The following is a 9,409-nucleotide window of genomic DNA, read 5'->3' as shown; positions in this document are numbered from 1 at the left end:
ACTGGTCCAAGATCGCATCAGGGATGCGGGGCGCTTTGCGTCGTGCCATCGGGAACCTCCTTCGGGTTCACTATGGCCGCCCCACACGAAATTCCTGACAGTCCCCAATCCCGCCCACGAGGTGCCGATCCTGCGCCGCAAGGCGGCGGCGGCGGCCGATCGCGCTGGCCTCGACCCGACGAGCCATGCAGGGCGCAGCCTGCTCGCGGTGCTGGAGACCTATCCGCGCGACGAACTGTTTCAGATCGACCTCGACCGGCTGACCCACTTCACCCTGGCGATTGCAAGCCTTGCCGATCGGCCGCGCCTGCGTGTGCTGTCGCGACCGGATCAGTTTGGCCGCTTCGTCTCACTGCTCGTCTACGTGCCGAAAGACCGCTACGACTCGACTGTGCGCGCCCGGATCGGTGCCCACCTCGCCGAGACTTACGGCGGCCATCTCTCCGCGGCCTACCCGGATTTCCCTGAGGGGCCGCTGGCGCGAACCCACTACATCATCGGCTTGTCCGAGCCAGGCGTGCCGGAGCGCGATCCCAGCGCGCTGGAGGCCGAGATCGCGGGGATCGTGCGCACCTGGGGCGACAGCCTGCGCGCGGCGCTGGGCACGCTCAGCGACGGCGCCCGTGCTCGCATGTTGGCCGCGCGCTATGCCGAGGCATTCTCCGTCGCATACCGTGACAATTACTTGCCGGAGGTAGCGGTCGCTGACGTCGCGATCCTCGAACGCTTGAAGGCCGACCGGCCGCGGGCAGTCGACATCGGTCGCCGCGATACCGATCCCGCGAACCAGATCCGCCTCAAAGCTTTCTCGCGCGGCACCTCGATTGCCCTGTCCGACCGCGTGCCGGCCCTGGAAAACCTGGGCTTCCGGGTAATCAACGAACGCACCTACCAGGTGCGGCCCTCTGGCGTCGGCGAGGGTGACCGCGTCTGGCTATATGACATGCTCCTGGAGCGTGCCACGGGTGCGGATATAAGCCTCGCCGAGGCGGCGGTGCTCGAAGAGGCTATGCTGGCAGTCGCCGATGGGCTCGCCGAGTCCGATGGCTACAACCGCCTTGTCCTTGAGGCCGCCCTGCCATGGCGCGAGGCGGCGCTGCTGCGAGCGCTCGGGCGGTACTTGCGCCAGCTCCGCATCCGCTACGGGCAGGACTACATCGCTGGCACGCTCGCGCGGCACCCGGTGATCGCCAAGGGGCTCGTCGCCCTGTTTCGCGCCCGGTTCGATCCGGCTGCTACAGGCGACCGGGTGGCAGCCGAAGCTGTGGCGCGGGCCGAGATCGAGGCTGCGTTGTCCGGTGTCACCAGCCTCGATGAGGATCGGATCCTGCGCCGCTTCGTGAACCTTGTCGAAGCGGCCCTGCGTACGGACTTCTTCCAGGTGGCTGAGGAAGGAGGCCCGCGCGACACGATCAGTTTCAAGTTCGCCTGCGCGAAAGTCGTGGGAATGCCGCTGCCGCGGCCGCTCTTCGAGATCTTCGTCTACTCGCCGCGCGTCGAGGGCGTGCACCTGCGCTTCGGCTACGTCGCCCGCGGGGGCCTGCGCTGGTCGGATCGGCCGGAGGATTTCCGCACCGAGGTCCTCGGCCTCGTGAAGGCGCAGCAGGTCAAGAACGCCGTGATCGTGCCGGTGGGCGCCAAGGGCGGCTTCTTCCCCAAGCGCCTGCCGCCGGCCTCCGACCGCCAGGCCTGGATGGCGGAGGGCACCGAGAGCTACCGGATCTTCATCCGCACGCTGCTGTCGCTCACCGACAACATCATTGACGGCGCCATCGCGCCTCCAAAGGACACCGTGCGGCACGATCCCGCCGACGACGCTTACCTCGTGGTCGCGGCGGACAAGGGCACCGCGACCTTCTCGGACGTGGCGAACGCCATCTCGCTGGAGCGCGGCCACTGGCTCGGGGACGCCTTCGCGTCGGGCGGGAGCCAGGGCTACGACCACAAGGGCATGGGCATCACTGCGCGGGGCGCCTGGGAGGCGGTCAAGCGCCACTTCCGCGAGATGGACGTGGACACCCAATCCGATCCCTTCACCGTGGTCGGCGTTGGCGACATGTCCGGCGATGTGTTCGGCAACGGCATGCTGCTGTCGCCGACCCTCCGGCTGCTGGCAGCCTTCGACCATCGTGACATCTTCCTCGACCCGAACCCCGACGCTGCGCGAAGCTTCGCCGAGCGCAAGCGGCTGTTCGATCTCGGCCGCTCGTCCTGGGTGGACTACGATCGGTCGCTGATCTCGGCCGGCGGCGGCGTGTTCTCCCGCTTGCTGAAGACGATCCCGCTTTCGCCAGAAGCCCAGGCGGCGCTCCACTTCGACCGAAGCGAGGTAACACCGGCCGAGTTAATGCAGGCGATTCTCAAGGCCCCTGCCGACTTGCTCTGGTTCGGCGGCATCGGCACCTACGTCCGCTCCACGAGCGAGACCGACGACGAGGCGGGCGACCGCGCCAACGATGCCATCCGGGTGACGGGCACGGACCTGCGGGCGCGGGTGGTCGGCGAGGGCGCTAATCTCGGGCTGACGCAGCGCGGGCGCATCGAGGCGGCGCGCAGGGGCGTGAGGCTCAACACCGACGCCATCGACAACTCGGCTGGAGTCAACACTTCAGACGTGGAAGTGAACATCAAGATCGCGCTGATGGGCCCGGAGCGCGACGGGCGGCTCACCGATAAGTCCCGCAACGCGCTGCTCGCTGACATGACGGAGGAGGTCAGCCGCCTTGTCCTGCGCAACAACGAATTGCAGACGCTCGCCCTGTCGCTGGCGCTGCACGGTGGCGTCGGCGAGACCGGCTTCGCGATGCGGACTATGCAGGCCTTGGAGGCGGAAGGCCGCCTTGACCGGGCGGTGGAGTTTCTGCCTGACGACGCAGCGCTCGCCGAGCGCATGCGCCGCGGTGAGGGGCTGACGCGGCCGGAATATGCGGTGCTGCTCGCTTACGCCAAGCTGTGGCTGCATGATGCGATCCTCGACAGCACAGTGCCGAACGATCTGTACTTCAACCGAGAGTTGCAGCGCTATTTCCCAAAAGCGCTGCGTGAGCGCTTTCCGCACGAAGTGAAGGGTCACCGGCTGCGCCGAGAGATCATCGCGACGGCGCTCGCCAACATCATCGTCAATCGCGGCGGCCCCTCCCTCGTAACGCGACTTGTAGACAGCACGGGAGCGGACGCGGCGGCTATCGCCAAGGCCTACGCGGTGACGCGGGACGCCTTCGGGCTAATGGAGCTGAACCTCGCGATCGACGGACTCGGGGGGCGGATTGGGGGCCAGGCGCAGCTTAGCCTCTACGCCGAGGTGCAGGACCTACTCGCCAATCGCATCGTCTGGTTCATTCGCAACCTCGACCTCGCGGTCGGACTATCGCCGATCATCGCTCGCTACCGCGACGGCGTTGCGGCCGTCGAGGCAGCTTTGCCCAAGGTGCTCGGCGAGGAGGCGTGGGCAGTGATCGAGGCAAGAGTGGCGGAGCTGACCGGGGCGGGCATGGCCCCGGTGCAAGCCAGGCGGCTCGCCTCGCTCACTGCGATGGTCTCGGCTCCCGACATCGTGCGCGTCGCCGAGGTTAGCGGCCGGCCGGTTGAGGAGGTGGCGGCAACTCACTTCGCTATAGAGCACGCCTTCCGCCTCGGCGACCTTGCCGCCGCGGCGCGGACGGTGGCTGTCGCTGACACATTCGACCGGGTCGCTTTGGACCGGGCGGTGACGGGGATCGCGAGCGCCCACCGCAAGCTGACGGCGGAGGTGATTGCAGACATCGGCGCCGGCCCAGAAGCGGTATCGGCATGGATCCGGGCGCGCGGCTCCGCGCGCACCCGGATCCGCGACACAGTAGACGCCATCGCCGCCTCGGGACTCACACTCTCGAAAACGACCGTGGCAGCGAGCCTGCTCGGTGACCTCGTGCGGGGCTAGTTCACTCACACCGACGAGTGCAACACACGCTCGTCTTCTATGCGGCGCAGAAGATGCGGCGGCAGGGCCTGGCGACCGCCGCCGTCGCCGTGATGGTACCCGACCAACCGCCACAAACCTGAGCTCGACACTTATGAGGCGTTTCCGCAAGGTGGCAACGACCGTTTCGGACGGGCGGGAGCCGGGATGTTGTGCGGGCGCTGGGCCCGCGGATCCACTCGTATCCGGCGGAACAGGACGTTCCTGACCAAGGTGCCTCATGCGAGGCGCACCGGCTGAAGGCGGCGGGACCCATCTTTGGCGACGGCAGCAAACCCCGTCGAGCTCCGGTCACACACCTGCCCCGCTCGCCCGACGTGCCGTCTATCGGCCCGGCGGACGAACCTCGATCCTCAGGCTCCCTTCAGGTGCGCGCCCTCGGAACCAGCCCAGTGGCGAGGTAGCGCTATAGGGCGAACAGCAGCTTGCGCGCCAGGGCGACCGCCGTGATCTTGCGGATGCGCCCGCGTCCCGTGCCGACCCGCTCGACGAACCAGCGGGCCAGCCCGCTACCCGGCTGATAGCGCAGCCACAGCCAAGCCAACTCGATCATCGACTTGCGGAGCAGCGGGTTGCCGGCCTCCGAGATGCCCTGGTCACGCTGACGGTCGCCACTGGCGTATGGGCTTGGCGTGAGGCCAGCGTAGGCGGCCACCTGCTTGCAGTTGTCGAATGGCCCGTACAGCGCCTCGCGCACCAGCACCGTGGCTAACTCGGTGCCGATGCCGCCGAGACGGGCCAGACGCACCACCTTCTCGGCGTCGGCGTCCTCGATCGCGGGATTGGCCGCGGCGGCGTCCCGCTCAGCCTCGGCTGCCGCGATCTGCTCGAGCACGAGTTCCAGCCGCCGGAACTCACGTTCGACCTCACCGCGCAGGCGCTGAGGCAGCTCGCGCCCATCGCCGGTGCGGACCTCTGCCAGCCGCTCCGAACGATCCCGGCGCAGCGGTTGGAAGGTGTACACGCCTTGTGTCGCGAGCAGGCCCTTGATCCGGCTGACGTGCTGAACCCGCTCGGCGATCAGGCGCTGCCGCTCGCGATGGGTGCGCCGGGCATCCTCGCGTTCGACCGAGGGCACCTGAACCATGCGGCAGGCGGCGTAATCGCCGCGGCACCACGCCATGAGAGCTCGGAGCAGCATGGCCGCGTCGAGTCGGTCGGTCTTGGCCCGTCGGGCACGGCGGTCCACCTGGAGACTGCCGGGATCTATGACGAAGCAGGTGATCGCCTCGGCCGCGAGGCGGCGCTGCAGCCAGAAGCCGTCGTAACCAGCCTCGTAGCCGAGGATGACCGCCAACTCCCGGCCAGAGCTGCGCTGTTCGCGGGCTTGCAGGCGGCGCAGCAGAGCGAGCAGACCCTCCACATCTCCGCCGCTGAGCCGGTGTGCCGAGGTCTTCCCACTCGGGATGGCCTGCGCGGCCAGGAACCTGGCCGACTTGCTGAGTTCCAGCGTCACGAACACAGCAAGGTCAGGCAGGTTCGTCTGGATCTGTTCGCGGTCAGACATGGCCAACTCCGGTCCGATTTCAGGAAGTTGGAGGATGATCCAAGCTCCAGCTTCCTGCATGGTATCTTTGGCCAATCCGCGGTCGGCGGCCTCGGGTTACGCACGTGGTCAGGAGCAGGGCCAGCAAGCGACTTCATTCCGCCGATGCGCCGGAAGCAATCCAGCCCGGTTACAGTAACGAGCAGCGGTAATCCGAGGCGAGCTTGTAATACGCCTGTCAGGAATTTCCACGATGTGCCGTGGACTGCGTGAGCGCACGAAACTCCTTCGGTATGCTCGGACGTGTAGGAGGATACGGTCCGCCAGGCCGTGGTGATTGGCCAAAGTCGAGATCAGGTGGCAAAAAATCAGCTTCTTGTCGTGGGTATTGCTATTTCAGATACGCAAGAAATCTGCGGCATTCTGGTAAGCCCATTTGCGCCGCACCATATTCGTAAGTGGGAGAGCGTCGAGCTCCGCAACGGTCCGCTCGATGGGCAGCATTGGGTGGCCGGTGCCGAACAAGAACTGATCTTGAAGATTGCGGCTTCCGAACGCCAGAAGGGGCTCGTAGCCCGATTGGGAGGTGGTCAGCAGCTTCGGCCGGATCGCGACAACGCCGATGCGAAGGTTCCGATGTCGCCACGCGACCGCGATCAGCTCCTGCACCCACGGCCAGCCTGGCGGCGAGGCGCAGGCCCTGAGCTCGGGAAAGTGAGTCATCACTTCGTCGAGGTGAGAAGGCCGCCCGTACTCGATCAGGCTCTCGGTCGAGAAGTTGAGCCCGGTATGGATGTTGACCGGGATGTCGAGGTCGATGCAGGCACTATAGAGTGGGTAGAGGCGCTTGTCGTTGGGCGCGAGCCTGTGCTCGAAGCACTGGATGTTGAGTCCTCTCAGCCCAAGGTCCCGGACAGCACGGCGCAGCTCGCGCACCGCGTCCATGCCCTTGTGGGGGTCCACGCCCGCGAAGCCGACGAACCGGCCGCCCTGCGCCGTGCAGAAGGCCGCAACATCCTCGTTTGCGATTTTGAAGCCGAAGGTCGTCTCAAGGTCGCGCGCCTTGACCACGACATGACGCGCATCGACGGCATCGTAGGCCGCGAGGTAGGCCTTCAGCGCCTCCGGCCCGGTCTCCTTCGACACTTTCGCTTCGCTCGCTTGGTAGACCCGCCGGTAGTTCGCGAGATGACCCGCCTGCCGGCTGAATTCCGGCAGCGGCGGCCGGCTCGAAAAATCGATGATCATGTGATCCTCACGCCGGGGGCAGGACGCGCGCGTCCTGCTCGCGCCATCCGACGAAGACGCCGACGCCAATCTCCAGCTTCTCGCGGTGGCGGTGGTTGAATTCCTGGACGAGGAACCGCGCCCCGGTCGCGAGCCGCACGACGTGTCGGACGTTGGCTCCGACGACGAGAGACGCCTCCAAGGCCCCCGCGAGCGGATGGGTCGGCGACGGTGCGGTGGCGAGGGCCGCCAACTCGGGCCGGACGAGGAGCGTGATCTCTTCACCGACTTCGACCGGAAAGGACGGACGCGGTGCGGTCATCCTCACGTCGCCCAGGCTCAGCGTGAGATCCGATCCCTGCTGAGACACGATGCGTCCCGGCATCAGGTTGGACTCGCCGATGAAGTCGGCAACGTAGGGGGAGTTCGGCTCGAAGTAGAGCTCGTCGGCCGTGCCGCACTGCGCCGCCCGCCCGTCCTTCATGAGAACGATCCGATCGGACATCGTGAGTGCCTCCTCCTGATCGTGCGTCACGTACAGCATGGTGATGCCGGATTCGCGGTGAAGCCGGCTGATCTCGATCTGCATCTCCTGCCGCAGTTTCTTGTCGAGTGCGCCGAGCGGCTCGTCCATGAGGATGAGGGCCGGCTTGTAGACGATGCAGCGGGCAAGCGAGATGCGTTGCTGCTGCCCACCCGAGAGTTCCTTCGGCCGTCTTTCGGCGACGTGCGGCATCCGGATGAGGTCGAGCACTTCGCCGACCCGCCGCCGGATCTCCGCCCTGCGGACGCCCCTGACCTCGAGCGGGAAGGCGATGTTCTCGAACACGGTCATGTGGGGCATGAGCGCGTAGTTCTGGAACACCATCCCGAGCTTGCGCTTGCTCGGCGGCACGTGCGTCACGTCCAGGCCGTCGATCAGGATCCGGCCGCTCGACGGCCGCGTCATACCGGCGATGAGGTTCAGAAGGGTCGTCTTGCCGGAGCCGCTCGGCCCGAGCAGGCTGACGAACTCGCCGCTCGCGACCTCGAGGCTGAAATCTGTGAGGGCGCGAAATTCGCCATACCGCTTGCTGAGCGCCTCCAGGCTGATCTTCGACACGGGACGGCTTCCTGGGCTGGTGTCGCGGGGGCGGCTCAATGCCGGCGGAGGTCCTTGAGGATGTCCCGGGCAGCGTTGTGGCCCGGCACGCCGGTGACTCCCCCGCCCGGATGGGCGGACGCACCGCACAGGTGCAGACCGCGGATCGGCGACCGATAATCCGCGTAGCCCGGGGCGGGGCGGCGGAAGAAGATCTGGTCGGCGCTGATCTCTCCGTGGTGGACGTGCCCGCCCGGGAGGTCGAAAACCCGCTCGAGATCGGCGGGCGAGTAGACGTGGGTGTGAACGATCCTGTCCCGGTTGCCGGGCGCGTAGTCCGACAGGGTGTCGGTCACGACCGTGATCAGGTCCTGCCTCGCGTCCTCCGTCCAGCCGCCCCGCAGATCGTAGGCGGCGTGGCCCGCCATCACGCTCATTAGGTGGCGCCCCGGCGGGGCGAGCGTCGGATCGACCACGCTCGGCGTCATGGCGACCACGAAGGGGCGGCGCGCATAGGACCCGTACTTGACCGGGTCGAAGGACTGTTCGAGGTAGTCGATGCTCGGGCCGATCCGCACCTGGGCCGGGTAAGCGAAGCCGGCCGCCTGCGGATCGAAGGCCGTGAAGCGCGGCAGGTCGTCGAGTGCAAGGTGCACTTTGTAGACCGAGCCTTTGGATCGGAAGGCACGGATCGTCCCCTTGAACTCGTTCGAGAGTTCGCGGCCGTCGACGAGCTTCAGGAAGGTCGTCTTCGCGCTGGCATTCGCGATCACGCGCTTGGCCCGGATCTCCTCACCGGACGCCAGGGTCACGCCCGTGGCGGCGCCGTCCCTGACCGTGATGGCGGCGACCTCGGCGTCGGTCCGGATCTCGAGCCCGTGACGCCGCCCGGACGCAGCAATGGCGTCGCTGATCGTGCCCATCCCGCCGCGGATGAAGCCCCAGCCGCCCGCCGCGGTCTCGTGGTCACGCACGAGCGGCCGCAGGAGGACGTAGGCGGTCCCCGGCGTGCGGGGCCCGGCGCTGCCGCCGCCGCCCGCCGCGTAGAACCCCAGCGCCGCCTTGATCGCGTCGTTCTCGAACCAGCGGCCGAGGTACTCGTAGGCGCTCAACGTCAGGAGATCGTAGAGCTTGTAGAAGTCGGCCCCAATGTCGTGGTAACGCCAAAGAAACTTGGCCGTCTTGATCAGGTCCCTGGGACCCATGGCGGTGATGTCGACCGGCGTCTCCCAGATGATGCGGCGCATGAACGGCGCGAGCGCCTGCAGGTGCTGGCGGTACTCGGGATACGCGGCGGCATCCTTGGCCGAGAATTTCGCAATCTCGGCGCAGGTGCGGGCCTCTTCGTCGAAGAAGATGAGCGAGCGGCCGTCCGGGAAGGGCTGGAACATCGGCGGCGGCTTCAGCGCCTCGAAGCCGAACCGGGCGAGTTCGAGGTCGAGGATCACCTTCGGCTGCATCAGCGCCATGACGTAGGACGCGGTCGAAACCCGGTAGCCGGGCCAGACCTCCTCCGTCACGCAGGCGCCGCCGATCATCGGGCGGCGCTCCAGGACGAGCGTGCTCAGGCCGGCCCGGGCGAGGTAGGCCCCGCAGACGAGGCCGTTATGGCCGGCCCCGACGATCACCGCGTCATAGTTGTCCGCCATCGGATGCC

Annotated in this window: 4 protein-coding genes and 1 pseudogene; 1 reads left to right on the top strand and 4 read right to left on the bottom strand. The window is 67.2% G+C overall.

The genetic code is table 11. The features are described 5' to 3' along the window. Nucleotides 1–106: 106 nt before the first annotated feature. Nucleotides 107–3,919: pseudogene (locus MET2598_RS37645) on the top strand (NAD-glutamate dehydrogenase); the annotation flags it as partial. 445 nt (nt 3,920–4,364) lie between these two features. Here MET2598_RS37645 and MET2598_RS0130305 read toward each other — a convergent pair. From MET2598_RS0130305 to MET2598_RS0130290, 4 genes are all read right to left on the bottom strand, one after another. After that, nucleotides 4,365–5,465, bottom strand: coding sequence for an IS110 family transposase (locus tag MET2598_RS0130305; protein WP_012333622.1), 1,101 nt, complete (start codon nt 5,463–5,465; stop codon nt 4,365–4,367). A 375-nt stretch (nt 5,466–5,840) separates the two neighbouring features. Continuing rightward, nucleotides 5,841–6,692, bottom strand: coding sequence for an amidohydrolase family protein (locus tag MET2598_RS0130300; protein ID WP_012333623.1), 852 nt, complete (start codon nt 6,690–6,692; stop codon nt 5,841–5,843). Between the two features lie 7 nt (nt 6,693–6,699). After that, on the bottom strand, nt 6,700–7,773 hold the full coding sequence (locus tag MET2598_RS0130295) for an ABC transporter ATP-binding protein (RefSeq protein ID WP_018263416.1): 1,074 nt from the start codon (nt 7,771–7,773) through the stop codon (nt 6,700–6,702). Nucleotides 7,774–7,808: 35 nt separating this feature from the next. Further along, nucleotides 7,809–9,401, bottom strand: coding sequence for a phytoene desaturase family protein (locus MET2598_RS0130290; protein ID WP_012333625.1), 1,593 nt, complete (start codon nt 9,399–9,401; stop codon nt 7,809–7,811). Nucleotides 9,402–9,409 lie beyond the last annotated feature (8 nt).

This window comes from Methylobacterium sp. WSM2598 (assembly GCF_000379105.1).
Lineage (GTDB): Bacteria > Pseudomonadota > Alphaproteobacteria > Rhizobiales > Beijerinckiaceae > Methylobacterium.
The sequence above is the reverse complement of the archived record's forward strand: the minus strand, read 5'-3'. Positions and strand labels throughout refer to the sequence as shown.

Coding starts and splice junctions, on each gene's coding strand:
- MET2598_RS0130305 (WP_012333622.1), bottom strand. CDS start 5,465: ATGTCTGACCGCGAACAGATCCAGACGAACCTGCCTGACCTTGCTGTG.
- MET2598_RS0130300 (WP_012333623.1), bottom strand. CDS start 6,692: ATGATCATCGATTTTTCGAGCCGGCCGCCGCTGCCGGAATTCAGCCGG.
- MET2598_RS0130290 (WP_012333625.1), bottom strand. CDS start 9,401: ATGGCGGACAACTATGACGCGGTGATCGTCGGGGCCGGCCATAACGGC.